11 protein-coding genes are annotated in these 16,397 nt (G+C 43.7%); 7 read left to right on the plus strand and 4 right to left on the minus strand.

Annotated elements, in window-relative coordinates:
* The first annotated feature begins 208 nt into the window (after positions 1–208).
* Positions 209–1,417, plus strand: a complete 1,209-nt coding sequence (locus QL919_RS06070; protein ID WP_290188674.1) for a transglycosylase SLT domain-containing protein — start codon at positions 209–211, stop codon at positions 1,415–1,417.
* Between the two features lie 242 nt (positions 1,418–1,659).
* Here QL919_RS06070 and QL919_RS06075 read toward each other — a convergent pair whose 3' ends face one another.
* The 3 genes from QL919_RS06075 to QL919_RS06085 form a co-directional block, all read right to left on the minus strand.
* Positions 1,660–4,677, minus strand: coding sequence for a LysM peptidoglycan-binding domain-containing protein (locus tag QL919_RS06075; RefSeq protein WP_290188675.1), 3,018 nt, complete (start codon positions 4,675–4,677; stop codon positions 1,660–1,662).
* A 157-nt stretch (positions 4,678–4,834) separates the two neighbouring features.
* Entirely contained in the window at positions 4,835–5,329 is a 495-nt protein-coding gene (locus QL919_RS06080) for a hypothetical protein (protein ID WP_290188676.1), read from the minus strand.
* A 309-nt stretch (positions 5,330–5,638) separates the two neighbouring features.
* On the minus strand, positions 5,639–6,913 hold the full coding sequence (locus tag QL919_RS06085) for a hemolysin family protein (protein WP_290188688.1): 1,275 nt from the start codon (positions 6,911–6,913) through the stop codon (positions 5,639–5,641).
* A 544-nt stretch (positions 6,914–7,457) separates the two neighbouring features.
* Here QL919_RS06085 and yajC point away from each other — a divergent pair.
* From yajC to QL919_RS06115, 6 genes are all read left to right on the plus strand, one after another.
* A complete protein-coding gene (gene yajC, locus QL919_RS06090) occupies positions 7,458–7,784 on the plus strand; it encodes a preprotein translocase subunit YajC (protein ID WP_290188677.1) in 327 nt (108 codons plus the stop codon).
* A 383-nt stretch (positions 7,785–8,167) separates the two neighbouring features.
* Entirely contained in the window at positions 8,168–10,045 is a 1,878-nt protein-coding gene (gene secD, locus QL919_RS06095; protein ID WP_290188678.1) for a protein translocase subunit SecD, read from the plus strand.
* Positions 10,046–10,054: 9 nt separating this feature from the next.
* Positions 10,055–11,326: a protein translocase subunit SecF gene (gene secF, locus QL919_RS06100; RefSeq protein ID WP_290188679.1), complete on the plus strand. Its 1,272-nt coding sequence runs from the start codon at positions 10,055–10,057 to the stop codon at positions 11,324–11,326.
* 277 nt (positions 11,327–11,603) lie between these two features.
* Complete coding sequence (locus QL919_RS06105) at positions 11,604–13,037, plus strand: MATE family efflux transporter (RefSeq protein WP_290188680.1); 1,434 nt, start codon at positions 11,604–11,606, stop codon at positions 13,035–13,037.
* A 263-nt stretch (positions 13,038–13,300) separates the two neighbouring features.
* Positions 13,301–13,945, plus strand: a complete 645-nt coding sequence (locus tag QL919_RS06110; protein ID WP_290188689.1) for an AzlC family ABC transporter permease — start codon at positions 13,301–13,303, stop codon at positions 13,943–13,945.
* Complete coding sequence (locus QL919_RS06115; RefSeq protein WP_290188681.1) at positions 13,935–14,297, plus strand: AzlD domain-containing protein; 363 nt, start codon at positions 13,935–13,937, stop codon at positions 14,295–14,297. Before QL919_RS06110 ends, QL919_RS06115 begins: the two co-directional genes overlap by 11 nt.
* A 300-nt stretch (positions 14,298–14,597) precedes the next feature.
* On the opposite strand, the gene purF is transcribed toward QL919_RS06115, so the two are convergent.
* A complete protein-coding gene (gene purF / locus QL919_RS06120; protein WP_290188682.1) occupies positions 14,598–16,133 on the minus strand; it encodes an amidophosphoribosyltransferase in 1,536 nt (511 codons plus the stop codon).
* Between the last annotated feature and the right edge of the window lie 264 nt (positions 16,134–16,397).

Here is a 16,397-nt window from a genome sequence, read left to right on the forward strand (position 1 = left end):
ATACTGATAGTTTGCTCATTGTAAAAACCCACTGTTATAGTCGATATAGTATGACGTGACGGCGCTATTATTAAACAAGATAACCGTACACTGAGATGATTGAGAGTGCGCTGTTATCTAAAATGTCATATCAATACATGATTGCTTTATCAGTCTGCATTGATACTCATTTTACGGTAAGCAGGATGGCTAAAATCAGGAGACATCCATGCAGCGTATTACTTATCGTGTGAAAGTATCTGCACAAGGGGCCAAACGCCGTATATCTTATTTACTGCGTCCATCTAAGCGCCTACTGAACACTAAAAGTAACATCGTTTCATCCGTTAATCCCGCTACATCGAGTCGTTTTGCCAGAACCAAGAAGCTGGCACAGGTCTCTAGTATCGCGCTTCTCTCTCTCCCTGCAGAGAGTTTGACGACGATGCGCACGCCAGTACCAGCCTATGACAACGTCATGCTGGAGAATACTCTAACCATCGCGGCTGTCCCAGGTGACAGTACGTATTTTGCAACCGATGGTTTTCAACATGGCTTTGGCTTTGATTTGGTACGTACTTATGCCGACGAGCTTGGCGTAGATATCGATCTAAAGGCATATGCCAATGAAGAAGCTGCCCTAAAAGCGTTGAGAGATGGTGATGCCGATATGGCATTAACCACCGCCAGCACTAAGCTGAAAAGCCAGTACAACTTATCCTCTGTCAATGTCAGTTGTGGCTACGATGCTAGTCTGACTAAGAATGGTCTGCACCCTAAAGTGAGCTGGTCGTTTAACTCATCTAAAGATCCATTGTCTCAAAAAGCCAGTTACTTTTTATGTGACAGCATCAAGCTTGATAACACACAAAAACTGGCAGCTTTTTATAATCAAAACTTGCTAAAAGATGCTTATAGTCAAGACCATTTTAAAAAGACGCTGACAGAAAAACTGCCAGATTACCAAGCTTCCTTTGAAGAGCAAGCACGTAACTACAATCACGATTGGGAGTTGCTGGTAGCAATGGGTTATCAAGAATCACACCTTGACGCCAATGCGGTCTCGCCTACAGGCGTACGTGGTCTGATGATGCTCACCAATAATACTGCCAAAGCAATGGGCGTATCAGATCGTGTCGATCCGTATCAAAGTATTGGCGGCGGTGCGCGGTATTTGGAACAAGTCAAAGAGGACTTCGCCGATGTACCAAAAAAAGATCGCATATGGTTTGCGCTAGCCGGTTATAACATGGGTCCTAATGCGGTGAAAAGTATTCAGCGTAAATTAAAGGCGCAAGGAATCGATGATAAAAGCTGGGCCAATGTCTACGCGTACCTAGCCGAAAACAGAGCCTCTAATAGCCGTTATGGTCAAGCGATGCATTACGTGAGTAATATCAGAAGCTACCTTGAAACCATCAAAACTCAAACGGTTTAATCGTTTCTGTCTTGCCTCTAATCAGATTGATTTGAGTGAGTTTAAGTCCAAGTGATTGCCTTAAATGATAGTCAGGTGCTTTTGATTAAGCACCTTTAACTAAGCACTGTTTATCAGCTATATTTAAACACACTCAGTAAATAAAAAAGCGGCTCTTAAATAAGAGCCGCTTTTTTGTGTTAAGCAGTCAACGATTTTTTTCAATTCATTTAGCTTTCTGTTAAGCAATAAACCATTATTAATTAACGATTAGGTACTGTCAGGCGCTGACCACGCTGTAGCATGGTGTCGGCTGCTATATTATTCATATCCGCAAGCTCTTGGGTTGAGACGCCATATTTACGCGCAAGTCCAATCAGACTGTCTCCTGAACCGACAGTATAGCTGACAGTTGCTTTTGGTACCTTAAGCGTCTGTCCACGTTGCAGTTGGGCATTGGTCGCCAAATCGTTAGTCGCTGCCAAATCCTCTACCGAGATACCAAACTGACGGGCTAAGGCAATTAATCCATCACCCGACTTCACTTTGTAACTCTCCGTATTGCCCAGTTTTTTGCCGGTACTGGTCGCTGTGCTAGTGGTGATTGAGCTACTAGCAGGACCACTGCTGTTTTGACTACTACTGCTAGACGCAGATGCAACACTGCCGCTGGCAGGAATGGTAATTGTACGACCAAGTATCAGGTTAGAGTTGGTTTTTAGGTTATTTGCTGCCGCCAAATCACTCAGACCAATATTATAACGTTGCGCCACACCCGTTAAGGTGTCACCTGATTTCACTTTGTAGCTGACGGTTTTGTCATTCAGCTGACGATCGACCAGCTCTTTTGTCGCTGGTACTTTGATGGTTTGTCCACGTTGCAGACGGGCTCTGGCATCAAAGTTACTATTGACCGCAGCAATCTCTGCTGGGCTTACCCCTACACTATTAGCAATACCAATTAAAGTCTCGCCTGACTTCACTTTATAGTTAGTCGTCGCGACAGAACTTGAACTGCTGGCGTTATTAGAGCTGGTGTTGCTGCCACTGCTAGTCGTGGTGGAATTAAAGTCAACGCTAGCAGGTACTTTAAGCGTTTGACCAACGTATAACGAATCTGTGGTACTGATACCATTCAGGCTAGCTAAGGTCGATGTTGGCACATTAAACTGACGCGCCAGCGCAATCAAGCCATCACCCGCTTTTACTCGGTAGTTCTTAGTAGCAGTAGAAGATTTGGTTGGTTTAGAGGACGGTGCAGCAGGTGTTGTCGCTGGGGCTTTCACTTTACCTGGTACTAACCATAACTTCTGACCTCTCAACAGGTCTGCACGGCTACTTAGATTGTTGTAACTAGCAAGCTGGGTCACTGATAAACCAAAGCGATTGGCGGTACCAATTAATGTATCCCCACCTTGCACCACATAGCTCTCAGGCTGACTGGCGGCTGTATTACTGGCACTGCTCAAAGGCTCAATCGTTTTAGCATTGTATAGATATAGAGTGCTGCCAGATAACAAGTTAGCACTGGCATCTATTTGGTTCCATTCTGCAATATCGCGCCAGCTAACACCTGCACGACTAGCGATATTAGACAATGTATCACCACGTTTTACCGTATAAGTAGTACGTGTCCCTTGTGGCTTCGGTTTACTGACTGGCGTTTTAGCAAAGCTCAGTTTCTTCTCATTACCACTGGCTTCTAGAATAGACTGCTGTGTCTGCACTGCTGATAAGTTAATATTACCATCAGCATTGATGACATTAGTCTCAGGCGTATTGCTACGGATTTGGTTGGCAATGAAATCACGCTCTTCTTTACTCAGCGGTGGCTCTTGGACGATGGTGTTATTTGACGTTATTTGAGCAGAAGTCGTCGGTAACGTATTGCTGCTTTTTAGCTCAGCGTTGATTTTATTGGTTTCTGCCGTGGTCAACGGTGGCTCAGTATAGACTGAGGCATTGTTACTGTATACCGAGCTACTGGTCGGTGTGGTCGTAGGCGAGATGTAGCTTGTTGTCTGTTGAGGCACACTGGCGCTAGCGGCATAATCCGCCAAGGCACTGCCAGTAGACGGCAATGATGAGCCTGTATATGGCTTGTTATTATAGCTTGGTGTCGTCGCTGGCGTGCTTGGGCTACTGGTATTGCCTGCGGCCAGCACATTACCCATACCATTGCCACGTAACGAGCTCAGCTTGGCGTCTGTTGTTAAGCTTACATCGTTAGGAATGATCACACGCTGCGGACCTGAAGAGTCTACACGTCCAGAGGTCAATGCTGTATTCAGTCTTTCTAACTCATCGTAGCTCACGCCTGTGAGTTGTGACACTTCAGCCAAGCTAACGCCATAATTCACTGGCACGCTACGGAAATGCTGACGGTTGGCAATGGCTGGTAAATATACGCCATACTGTTCAGGCTTGGCAACGATTTCAGCGACTGCTAAGAAACGCGGCACATAGTTCATGGTTTCAGTTGGTAGTCTCAGCGACCAATAATCAGTTGGCAATCCGCGTGCAGCATTGGCGTCAATCGCTTTTTGTACACGTCCAGGACCGGCGTTATAGGCTGCTAATGCCAGCTCCCAACTGCCGAACTGGTTATGTAGCGCTGTCAAAAAGTCATAAGCAGCACGGGTTGATTCGATAACGTCACGACGACCATCGTAAGTGCTACTTTGGTTTAGACCATAAATACGACCCGTACTTGGAATAAACTGCCACAAGCCCGCCGCTGCCGCACTACTGGTACCACTTGGATCGTAGGAGCTCTCGATAACAGGTAACAAAGCAAGCTCTGTTGGAATATTACGACGTTCGGCTTCTCGTACCGTATGGTAGATATAGCGACTGGCACGCGCCGTCAAGCGGTTGAGATACTCTTGTCTACTGGTAAACCAGCTTTTTTGCCCTTCAATGCGTTGGTTATACACTGGCTGACCGCCATTCATACGATAACCAGCACGTAAGCGGTTCCACAAGTCACCGTACTGCTGAATGGCAAGTTTATTACCTTCAACCATAGTCATGTCTGTGGCTTCTAATAAATCTGCCAGTTCATCCAAACTCTCAGCATCTAGATAAGCGGTTGAGTAATCAGTAGTGTTACCTTGTGCCGCCTGCGTGGCTGGGCGCTTAGTGACCACTGCCGAAGTATTGGTGGCACCTTTATTTTTGACTGGTGATGTATTGCTACACGCACTGATAAGTAACGTCGATACCGCAAGCGTCAGTGGCAACGCAATAAATGAGCGAGATGTTGATAGCACAGTAGACATGATATTGGAAGTTTCCTAACGACAAGAAGTGATAAGATAAAGTTGCTTGATAGTATAGTCTGCAATGTAAAGCAAAGACCAGTCTATTATAAAAATAATAGTCAGAAGTCCAGTCAGCGACATGCTCATGAGTTAATCACGTTTATCAAAGCTCTGATTAATTGATAGCCACCTGTGATACTGCACGTAAGAGTACGGCGTTACCAGTAGATAGCGTTAGCGTCACTCTCGAAGTCGTCACAAACGAAACTGGTTGACCATCTTTTACCCAGCTTTCATTTGTCGTTACATTAGCCTTAGCTTGCGCGCCTGTAATAACAATATTATCAACAGAAATATCGTAGCGATAATTAGACGTATCATTCCAGCTATTTTGTAATAGCTTTAAATAAGCGTCTTTGTCTAAACTGGTCGTTTTACCTTTTCTTGATAATGAAATCAGTGCATCGTCTGATACCAAGCGTGATACTTGGTTGATGCTTTGGCTGTTCGCTGACGACTTCATTGCTGCTGCATAGTTCTGCACCAGAGCTTCAGTCATGGTTGCTGCTTGCGCACTGATGCTTACCGTAGTGGCAACAGCAACGACTGCAGCGACACTCGTACTCTTCATCAATAGAGCCAAAAGCCCTTTTCCCCATAATCGTTTCATGATAATCCTTAGCGATACTGTTTTCGTTGTAGTCATATATTGCAATCATACACTGACGGCTAACGTTCTTTTATTGCCTCTTAGCTAGGCTGCACATCTACGTATAATGATATCTTAATTGATACGATAGCTTCCAGTTATACTTATGACCGCTTTCTTATAACCGATTTGGCGGCGTACTCGTATCATAGTGTGAGACTATCATTCAATTCTCACAGCCATGTGACACCCTGTGTAATTATTGCGAATGTCAAAATGCAAAAACACAGGGTGTCTATGAACTTTTATTAGTATCCAATCATCGTCTATTTAATGATTGTCTTCAAGCTGCTCGTCGTCACTAAGCTTCATGCCTAGACGCTCTACTCGTCTGTCCATCATTTGACGCGCTAATGCCTGCATGTCTTCGACGCGATCTATCTCATCAACAATCTCAAGACCCAACAGGGTTTCAAACACATCTTCTAACGTCACTAAACCTTTGACTTCACCATACTCACCGACTGTAATAGCGATATGAATACGGTTTTTTAGCATCAGCTCTAGCAAGTCAAACAGTTTCATTTTTGAAAATACAAACGTAATCTCACGCTGAAACTGCGTCAATGGTTTATGCATGGCGTGGTTTACTTTGGCCAATAACATATCAGTCTTCAATACAAAGCCTGTAATATTATCCAAATCACCATCATAAATTGGCAAGCGCGAGAACGTCAGCTTTGGGCGGTCAACCAATAGCTCAGCAACGGTTTTATTCTCTTCAAAAGCCAGCATCACAGAACGCGGAGTCATGATGTCTTCGACCTTGATGGCACCAAATGCCAGTAAGTTACGAATAATGCGTGACTCTAGTGGATCAATCTGTCCTGACTCTTCACCGATACTGGCAAGCGCGGCAAACTCACGACGGCTGAACGTTTGCGGCTCTTTACCACGTACCAGTAGCTTGGTGAGACGCTCTGATACCCAAATGAGCGGGTACAACAGCATAATGATGCCACGAACAAAGTAAGCAACGATGCCACTTAGCTGACGCCAATATACCGTTCCAAGAGTCTTCGGGATAATCTCCGAGATAAATAAGATAGCCAACGTCATAATCGCAGAAAACAAACCAAACCAAGCACTACCAAATACAATGGTAGCCTGCGCACCAGCACCGATAGAGCCTAATGTGTGAGCCACGGTATTCAATGTCAAAATAGCAGCGAGCGACTGATCGATATTATCGACCTTTAAACGCCTTAGCATATTTGCTTTTTTAGGGTTATTCTCTTGAACGTCAGCAATATAAGACGGCGTCATGCTGAGTAAGGCAGATTCTGCTAAAGAGCAGATAAAGGAGATGCCAATGGCAATAACCACAAAAAATATCAATAAAAATATATTGAGGGCAGTTGGATCTGCTGCACCAGCGGCAGCAAAAGCAGGATATGGCAGCAGCATTAAGAGCGACGCTATCAATGAGCCAATAGACAACTTAGTACGACTCAGACGCGCTAAATAGCGTGTTGTCGGAGGAGGTTCTGCAGACTCGTCGTCTGTGCGACAAGCGCGTGGACGACATAAACGAGGTACAAACATAAAAGTGGTGGACAAGTTGGGTAACCTAAACAGAAAAGAGGAAAATGGATAATAATATAACGAGCAAGCCACATGAAGTATTGAAAGCAAATAATACGATTAAATAAAACATCAATCAGTCTATCTACCAAAAAACGCTATGCAGCGACTCATTGCCAACTTAGCCTATCATTATCGGCTTTATAAAACCTTAAAAGACAGCCTGCTAAATATAGGCAATTATTGTCATTTGATAGTAGCATTGATGATAATATTTCACAATAAGTCGGCATTCTTAAGTCTTTATTTTTTACTATCTTTTATTGCCCCATATCTAATGAACGCTTCTATACAGATTAAGAAGAGCCTGAGAGCTGCTGACGCTTTGTGCTTTAGCAGTATGCAAATGAGGTCGCAAAGCCATTGTCGTGATAACTATTGGCTGCTAGTATGCTTCCACGTTAAGAAAAACATGCTCAGCCTATGATTAACAGTTACCAAGTCTGAGATTTTTTGTTACTATGCGTTTAATTTTATTATTATCTATGACTTACTGAGAGAGATTATGTTCTTATTTATCCAAGCTGCTCATGCTGCTGAACCTGCAGGTGCTGCATCACTATTTGGTCAAATTTTATTGCCAGTCGCTTTTTTTGCAATTTTCTATTTCTTGGTTATTCGCCCGCAATCTAAGCGTACTAAGGAACATCGTGCAATGGTCAATGCCTTGACGGTTGGTAGCGAGATTATCTTCGCTGGTGGATTGATGGGCCGTATCAAAGGCTTAGAAGGCGACTACGCTATCGTGAGCTTAAACAACAATACCGATGTAAAAGTTCAACGTGCTTCTGTTATCTCAGTTCTACCTGCTGGCACTATCGAAAGCGTTTAATTATTAATATTATTTTATTAATAATTATTTGATAGTCGTTTCATCCGTGGGTGTCGCGACTAAAAAATGACCGTATATTATTTACGGTCATTTTTCGCTATAAAGCACAGACGTGTGTCAGCAGAGACTCAAAAAAAATCTATGTTGACTCATTGATTCGTTTTACTAAGTTGTCCTTATCCGTTCTACCGCTCATATTTTTGATGACTCTATAAACATACGTCTGTATTATTTGCTTTACTGTTTTACTATCACCGCGGATGATCGCAATGGTGCGTGATGACGACTGCTAAACATGGCTTTCGACCATTGCTATCGCTAACTTCCCATCTGCTAACTTGTGGCCTATGTCGCCAGTCGTTTATCAACCTAAAGAAGTGATTATGCAATATCCCGCTTGGAAATACTTACTCATTACCGTCGTGCTAATCATTGCCGGACTATATGCAGCCCCTAACCTCTACCCTGATGAACCTGCCGTACAGATTACAAGTGCAGCAGCAGGTACGCAGCTGTCTGAAGGTATTTTGACGCAGTCTCAAAGCTTGCTTGAAGAGGCTGGTTTAAAAAACCATGATGGTACATTTGAGGGCAACAGTGCTCTAGTACGTCTTAATAACCCAGTCGATCAGCTAAAGGCGCAGGAAGTACTGCGTCAGAACTTGGGTGAAGACTATGTGGTCGCACTCAACTTAGCGCAGACTACCCCGCAGTGGCTTCGTGATATCGGTGCAAAACCGATGAAACTTGGTCTCGACTTACGTGGTGGTGTTCGTTTTGTGCTAGAAGTTGATATGGACAAAGCACTCGAACAACGCTTGACCAGTGCCAGTCGCGATATGCGTCGTGAGCTACGCGCTGAGAAAGTTGCGGTTAAAGGTATCAAAACCGAAGATCGTAGCGTGGTATTGCATTTTGCTGATACTGATGCGCGTAACCGTGCTCAGAATATCTTGCAAGGCTCTATGGGTAACACCTTTAGTTTACAGTCTTCTATAGATAATCAAGGTCCGGCATTAATCTTGGCATATAATGATGCGACCCTTGACGAAATCAATAGTTATGCGGTCAATCAAAACTTGACTACCCTGCGTAACCGTATCGCTGAATTGGGTGTCACTGAAGCCCTAGTCCAATCTCAGGGCGCCAGTCGTATCGTCGTAGAGCTACCTGGTGTACAAGATACGGCAGAAGCGAAACGCGTTCTTGGACGTACTGCAAACCTTGAATTCCGTATGGTCGCTGAAAATGCAGACACTTATACAGGTGGCATTCCTCCGGCAGGCACTGAAGCATTTCCGTTTGAGACCCTTGATGGTCCACCTGTACTCCTAGACCGTCAGGCAATTGTCACTGGTGATAAAGTCACTAACGCTCAAACCGGTGTTGATGAAAGCGGCTCGCCTGAAGTGAGTATCACGCTAGATAGTGCTGGCGGTAAGCTGATGCAAAACGCCACCCGTACTGCTGTTGGCAAACAGATGGCAGTATTGTTCATCGAAAACAAGCAGAGAATCACTTACGAAGACGACCCAGCAACGGGTGAGACAGTCGAAGTACGGACGCCTTATGCTGAGACCAAAGTTATCAACCGTGCCAATATCCAAGCAGTACTTGGCTCATCTTTCCGTATTACTGGTCTAGATAGTAGTGCTGAAGCGGCCGAGCTTGCGCTATTGTTACGTTCAGGTGCACTGGCAGCACCGATGTATTTTGTCGAAGAGCGCACCATTGGCCCATCACTGGGTCAAGAAAATATTGATAAAGGTCTATTCTCTACTCAGGTCGGTTATCTGTTGGTCTTCGCCTTTATGATTATCTTCTATCGTTTATTTGGTGTGATTGCCAACGTGGCGCTAGCAGTAAACGTCATTATTATCATCGCTATTATGTCAATCTTAGGCTCATCGCTTACCCTTCCAGGTATCGCAGGTATCGTCTTGACCATCGGTATGGCGGTCGATGCCAACGTACTGATTTTTGAGCGGATTCGTGAAGAGCTTGCGAATGGTGTACGGCCAAAATCAGCCATCGTGGCAGGTTTCGACCGTGCCTTTAGTAGTATTTTTGATGCCAACATCACTACCTTATTGGTTGCGTTTATCTTATTTGCGATTGGTACTGGTCCGATTAAAGGCTTTGCGATCACCTTAGCAATTGGTATTGTCAGCTCGCTGTTTACTGCTATTTTGGTAACTCGTGCGCTAGTACAAATTGCTTATGGTAAGCGTAAATCTATCAAACGTTTGAGCATCGGTTAGGAGAATACTATGGCGATCGATAAGAACAACCCTTTAGAACAGCAAAACAATCCAGATCGAAATGGTTCAGGTGGCTCAAACAATGATGCAAACAGCACCAGTACGCGCCGCCGCAAAAAACCACGCCGTGATGGTAAAGGTAGCAACACCCAAACCAATAAACCTAATACTGAAAAATCGAGTAACGGTAAAAGCCGTCGCAGTGGCAAGGGTGCTGATAAAGACAGCCAAGCGCTAGCCACACAAGCAATCGACCCTACTCTAGATATAGGCGATGCTGAAGACGATGCTGCTGCAGAGGCAGAAGGCGGTATCAAAGCCGTTGGTAACCAACGCATCATTCCGTTTATGAAGATAGAAAAGCCAATGGCTATTTTGTCTTTATTGATGGTTATTGGCAGTATCATTGCTATCGCCGTCAACGGTTTAAACTTAGGGCTCGACTTTACAGGTGGTGTCTCTGCAGATGTGCGTTACGATCAGCCTGTTGAGCAGGTTGAGGTAGTACAAGCGCTAGCTGATAATGGCTTCAACGATGCAGTTGTACAGTATCTAGGTACACGAGAAGAGCTACTGGTACGTTTGCCACCACAGTCTGACAACGTGGATGGACTTAGCACCAGCCTTACTCAAGCGCTAGCCTTACCCAATAACACGGCTGATATCAGTAACATTAATATCATCGGTAGCCAAGTTGGTAATGAAGTTTACCTAAACTCAGTCATGGCATTGGCTCTGGCACTACTGTGTATGCTCGGTTATGTGGCACTACGCTTCCAGTTTAAATTATCACTGGGCGCAGTACTGTCACTGTTCCATGATGCCGTGGTCACCATTGGTGTCTTTGCTTTGTTTGGCTTACCATTCGACTTGACAGTACTGGCTGCTATCTTGGCCTTGATTGGTTACTCGTTGAACGATACGATTGTTGTCTATGACCGTATCCGTGAGAACTTCCGTCGCGTCCGTGGTATCACGCCAAGTCAGACAGTGGATTTATCTTTAACAGAGACATTACGTCGTACCATTATGACCATATCAACTGTACTCTTGGTTGTGCTTGCGATGATGTTCTTGGGCGGTGATGGCTTGTACTGGTTCTCAGTTGCACTGTTTATTGGTTTGCTTGCTGGTACTTATTCATCGACCTATATCGCCAGCTCGATTCCACTACGTATGGGACTGTCACGCGATGACTTTGTCGTAAAAGTGAAGCCTGAGTTTGAAGAAGAAATCGTTACTTTCAATGATCCAAAAATGTTTGAACAAGACAATGTTTAAAATGTATGATGTTCAAGATAAATGATATTTGAGGTAAGCACTATTTAAAATAAGTAACCCTTGAACAAAACAGTTTTAAATAAAAGCACCTGACTCATCAATAGTGAGTCTAGGTGCTTTTGTCTTTGTAGTGCTTTTAGACATGATGAGAATTATAAAGCATGCTAGAGCGTCTCTATTCTTGCTATGCCAGTGAGTAGCATCAAGTAATGAGCGGCACTGTGTCTATCACATCAATCCTTTATTGCATCTATTTTTTGTATAAATGAGCCAGTAAATGCCAACCACATCATCTAATGCCATGCCGCCAATTGATACTCGCTATGCGCGTATCATCGCTATTGCGCTGCCTGTGTTATTGGCCAATCTGGCCATGCCGCTGCAAAGTGTTATAGATACCGCAATCGTCGGCAACATGAATGACACAGCTAAACTTGCTGGTATGGGTTTGGCGATACAGTTACTGTCTTTATTGCTCGTGAGCTTTAACTTTTTGCAATATGCCTCTTCTGGACTATCCGCCCAAGCATTGGGACAAATGGCAAATTCTGTTGATAAACCAAGCAAGGATGTTTCGAAGTCAAAAATCACAACGTCATCTCATTTAAGGCCTTCACCATTATTGTCCATTTTACAACGGGCCTTATTATTGGCGTTCGGGATTGGCGCTGTTCTCCTACTGGCAAAACCTTGGTTGATAGATTTTGGTCTGCAGGCTTTATCTGCCAATCCTGATAGTGGACGTGCAGCAAAGACTTATTTGGACGTGCGTTTTTGGGGTGTCATTGCTGAGCTAATGAACTTTGCTTTTATTGGCTGGTTTGCAGGTCAAGGTAAAACCCGCTACATGCTCTATCAGCAAGGGTTTATTGCCATACTTAATATCATACTGACGTTGTTTTTTGTTTTTGGCATGCAAATGGGATTGGTGGGTGTGGCGCTAGGTACTACCATCGCTTTTTGGTCAGGTGTGTTATTGGCATTATGGCTAAGCCGTCAGCATCTGCAAATATCTTGGATGGCATTATTCAACGCTGACCGTCAGCATTTTACTAAAGATAAAATGCTTAGGCTATTTTCGCTTAATAAAGACATCTTTATTCGCACGCTTATTTTAACATTAAGTTTTGCTTGGATTACTCGCCTATCTGCTCAAAGTGGAGATATCATACTGGCTGCTAACGCGATTTTATTGCAAGTATTGAGCATATCAGCCTTTGCGCTTGATGGTGTTGCAGTATCCGCTGAGACACTAAGTGGGCAAGCCGCTGGACGACGCGATTGGCTGCGTTTTCGTATTATCGTTAAGCGTACAGGTATCGTCAGCTATGGACTTGCCATCATGTTGAGTGCGATTTGGTGGCTTGGCATGCCAACGTATTTGCAATTTATGACCAACATTGCATCCGTCTTTACACTCGCTTATGATTACCATCTTTATGCCGTGTTACTACCGTTGGTCGGCGTTGGTGCGTATTGGCTGGACGGCATATTTTTTGGCTTAACTGCTGGCAACGTCATTCGTAACGCGGCTCTGATACTGGCCGCCGTCTTTTTTCCGCTTAGTTGGCTACTTTATCAACAATGGGATATGACAGGTATTTGGCTAAGCGTGTGGGCTTTATTACTACTGAGGCTTGTCATTTTAGGTGGTTTTTTATATCACGCCCATCAAACAGGTAGTTATGAGAAATTTCAGCCAGACGTTTGATGGTTCATTAGTATTCATGTATTAGGTCGTCTTCTCAATTTGATTACCATAATCTGAGCATAAAACGCTAAGTGGGCTAAAATCAGTACAGGCTCTAGGATGCATCAATCATTATCTTTCATCACAATTTATCAATAATAATCAAAGCATTATAGTAAGAAACATTAGGATGTCATGTGACTACTCACTCAAAAGAATTACATCAACAACACGAGACCAGCTACGACTGGGCTGAAGGCTTTAAAAAGAGCTTACCAGTAGCAATGGGTTATTTACCGGCAGGTATTGCGTTTGGGGTACTGGCACAAGTGGCAGGTATTCCTGTGTGGGCGACCATTATGCTCAGTGTCGTGCTGTATGCAGGTGCAGCCCAATATGCCTGTCTGCCAATGCTCAGCGCGGGCCTACCGATTGGCAATATGGCCACCAATATTGCCGCGATTAATTTGCGTCATGTGTTTTATGGCATGCCGTTATTGCAATATCTGCCTAAAAACAGGCTGGCCAAAACTTATTGCTTATTTGCATTAACCGACGAAACGTTTTCTGTGATGACCAGTTTGCCAAATGAATCACGACAATCATTGATATTACCTATTAGTTTGTTTAACCAAAGTTGGTGGGTAATAGCAGGTGCTATTGGGGTGATGATTGGTAGTACACTGAGTGACTTGGTGCCGCACTTAGACTTTGCCTTGGTCTGTCTGTTTGCCATTTTGGCTTATGAGCAATTTCAAAGTATCAAACGCTACTTCCCGATTGGCATTGCAGTAATTGCATTGGCCATTGCCTCATTGTTTACCAGTAACTGGTTATTATTGGTAGCAATTACTATCTGTATGATGATGATTTTGGCACGTGGTTTTTGGGTGCAGCGTCGTGTAAAAGGAGAAACTCATGACCAGTAGCTATTTGATTTTTGCGACATTTGCGATGGCTGCCGTGACTTTCATTACTCGTGCCCTTCCCGCTTTAATACCTAAAAAAGTTTTAGACACGCCTTGGCTGCATCGATTGAATGAAAGCTTGCCACTATCAGTAATGGTATTGCTGATCCTGACCAGTCTATCCTATCAGGGCTTATCATCAGCTACTGGTATCAATAGTGCAGAACTACATTTAATAATGGCACAAATCGGCGCGCTACTGTTGGTACTATTAATCTATCATATCAGCCGTCAACTGTTGATTAGTATGATTGTCGGTATCGCCGCTATTAATGGGTTACTATGGCTGTTTACTCACTTTTTAGGTTCATAAATCGGTGGTGTGTCAAAAAGTATGCTGATTAAAGTTTGAACAATTTTTGAAGCTTTGAAAGCCATATAGAATCAGAGAACTTAGCATAGACTTCCTATTGACTTTTAGCGCCAGCATACTTTTTAGAACACCACCCATAAATCGTTAAGATAATATCTAAAAATTTTATTAACATCAGATATTGCTAATGAATATTCATGTATTTCGTCCTAAAATAAAAAAAGGCTGGATTCTCATTGAATCCAGCCTTCTTATTATAAGAGCACTTTACGAAAGTACCTGTTTTGTAGATAACTCTTTTTAAAGCTCTTCTATACCCATCATATCGACAGGCGTATCAGCCACTATTTGCACGCCCTTTTTACCGGTTTTGGCGGTATCATTGCGTTGCTCTTGTAGATGCTCAAGATAGGCTTCATTGATTTGACCTGTGATATAACAGCCATTAAACACGGCACAGTCAAAGCCTTCAACCTTGCTATGTTTGGTATCTTTCACAGCTTCAATCAAATCATCCAAGTCTTGAAAAATCAAGCGATCAGCACCAATGATGTCGCGTACTTCTTCTACACTATGGCCTGAGGCAATCAGCTCACTACGGACTGGCATATCGATACCATATACGTTTGGATATTTCACTGGCGGCGCTGCACTAGCAAAGAATACCTTATTAGCACCAGCATCTCGTGCCATTTGGATAATTTCATGGCAGGTAGTACCACGGACGATAGAGTCATCAACCAAAAGTACATTTTTGCCTTTGAACTCGAGTGGTACAGCGCTTAGCTTTTGGCGGACTGATTTTTTGCGTTGTTGCTGACCTGGCATGATGAAGGTACGACCGATATAACGATTTTTCATAAACCCTTCACGGTACTTAACGTTCATTTTTAGTGCCAATTCCATCGCTGAGGTACGCGAGGTATCTGGAATAGGAATCACTACATCGATATCGTGGTCTTCGCCCCATTCTTTTAGAATTTTATCTGCCAGTTTTTCACCCATACGTAAGCGTGATTTGTAAACTGAAATATTATCCATGATGGAGTCTGGACGAGCAAAGTAAACATATTCAAAGATACAAGGTGTGTATTCTTTTTGCTCCACGCACTGATGCGTATGTAGCTGATGGTTTAAGTCAATAAAGATAGCTTCGCCTGGCTTTACATCACGAATAATTGTAAATCCTGAGCCTGTCAATGCCACTGATTCTGAAGCAACCATATACTCAGTACCGCCATTGGCTGCCAAACGCTCACCAAAAATAAGAGGGCGAATACCGTTTGGATCACGGAACGCTAGCAAGCCGTGACCAGTAATGAGGGCAACCACGCCATAAGCGCCTTCGATACGGCTATAAACGGCTTTTACCGCTGCAAATGTATCGGCAGGTGTTGGATGAGTTTTACCCAGATTTTGCATCTCATGAGCGAGCACGTTTAGGAGCACTTCAGAGTCTGAGTCGGTATTTAGATGGCGACGATCTTCGATATAAAGTGATTTTGCTAAGCTCTCAGCGTTGGTTAGGTTACCATTGTGCGCTAAGGTAATACCATAGGGTGAGTTGACATAAAACGGCTGAGCTTCAGCACTACTAGAGGTGCCAGCCGTTGGATAACGCACGTGACCAATACCAAACTTACCAACCAACTTTATCATATGACGGTTCATAAACACGTCACGCACCATGCCATTCTCTTTACGCAGATAGAGTCGTCCATCCTGCAAAGTTACAATACCTGCTGCGTCTTGCCCGCGATGCTGTAACATCGTTAAGCCATCATAAAGAATCTGATTGACTGGCTCATGAGCTGCAACCCCAACGACTCCACACATAGTTATATCCTATTTTACCCATACATTAGTACTACAATAACGACTTAATTTCTAACTGCTCACTTTTAACACATCAACAGTCAATCGTCGCCTACCTGATACTTATCTATGAACTACCGATCACCTAAAGAGGTAGCGGTTTCTTAGGTAATACCCATACTTGATACGATGTTTTGTATCAGCGGTTAGGCAAATGGACTAAGCTAACCCCGTCGCACCGACGGTTTTGATTGTTACCAGCCTTAGTCCTTCGTTGAGGATGTT

This window comes from Psychrobacter sp. APC 3426, from assembly GCF_030408035.1.
Classification (GTDB): domain Bacteria; phylum Pseudomonadota; class Gammaproteobacteria; order Pseudomonadales; family Moraxellaceae; genus Psychrobacter.